We start from the raw sequence: 1,291 nt of genomic DNA on the forward strand, positions 1-1,291 counted from the left end.
AAAATAAGTTGAACAATTGCAAGTCAAGAGACTACGTCCCGAGGCTTTAACCGATAGTTCCATTCGCCATGAAAGTCGTCGCGCTCAATGACAAGTGTGGCGAGGTCCTCATCGGATACTTTGAGGCCTTTCTGGTAGCTGTTTTCATCGAGCGTCGCCTTGATGTGCAACCCTTCACGCGTCGTTGTCGCGCCGATCAAATTGACGACAACCTCACGACTGATTAGGGGGCGACCGCGCCAATTCGCGGTGATGTGGCAGAACATTCGATGCTCAATTTTGTTCCACTTGCTCGTTCCAGGTGGTAAGTGGGTAACTTGGATCGGAATCTTCAACTCATCCGCCAATTTCTGAAGCTCCAGGCGCCATAGGCGAACGCGGTAGCCATTGCTGCCACCACAATCGGCGGTGATTAGCAGGCGCTTTGCGCCGGGGTAGGCGGTAGCCCCCATTTCGCGCCACCAACGTCGAATACTCTCGACGGCGAATTCAGCGGTGTCATGATCGATGCCCACATTGACCCACCCGTTGTTGTTTGACAAATCGTAGACGCCATACGGAGCAACCTTGCCCAGCTCGGGATCAATGAAATCATACACACGCACTTCCTCGGGCGTTCCCGCTGGTTGCCACTCTGCACCCGCATTCTTAAAGTCGCCGATTAGTTCCTTCTTTTTGGTGTCGACTGAGATGACCGGATCGCCGCTTGACTGAAACTCGGACACAGCCTTCGCGATGTGCTCAAACTGCGCGTTCCGGTCTTCATGCTTGCCTCCTTCGCGCGTCTTGCGCGTCGACTGCAAGCTGTATCCCATCTGGTTCAGCAGTTCGCAAACGCTTCTCTGGGAGACGACATAGCCTTGCCTTTTGAGCTCGTCAGCAAGCTTATACGTGCTCTTGCAGGTCCAACGCAGCGGCGACATCGGGTCGCCACGCGAAGTGGGCTCGACAAGCCCATCAAGCGCCGCTAACAAGCCATTATCCTTATCGACAAGCCTCTTGCGTCCTCCACCCGCAGCTCTCACTCGAATATACTTGCCATTCGTGGTCGACGTGGTCGGCGCGCCCGCCGCGATTTCTGCGATACCAGCATGAATCGTCGTACGCGACATGCCGATCGCCTTGGCGACTGCACTCACACCGCCGCGTCCAAGACTACGCGCCTCGGTCGCCGCCCATATGCGCAATGCTGCCTCATCAAGGCGACTAGAAAGGGCCAGATATTTTTCTTCTATCGTCAAGATTTCACTCATGTACCAACGATAATCGAATCATTGAAATTGTTCAAGTT

1 protein-coding gene is annotated in these 1,291 nt (G+C 54.5%); it reads right to left on the reverse strand.

Features of this window, described 5'->3' with window-relative positions:
* Positions 1-23: 23 nt before the first annotated feature.
* On the reverse strand, positions 24-1,253 hold the full coding sequence (locus F1735_RS33650) for an ISAzo13 family transposase (RefSeq protein ID WP_167241360.1): 1,230 nt from the start codon (positions 1,251-1,253) through the stop codon (positions 24-26).
* Between the last annotated feature and the right edge of the window lie 38 nt (positions 1,254-1,291).

This window comes from Massilia genomosp. 1 (assembly GCF_011682185.1).
Taxonomy (GTDB): Bacteria; Pseudomonadota; Gammaproteobacteria; order Burkholderiales; family Burkholderiaceae_D; genus Telluria_A; species Telluria_A rubra.

Coding starts and splice junctions, on each gene's coding strand:
- F1735_RS33650 (WP_167241360.1), bottom strand. CDS start 1,253: ATGAGTGAAATCTTGACGATAGAAGAAAAATATCTGGCCCTTTCTAGT.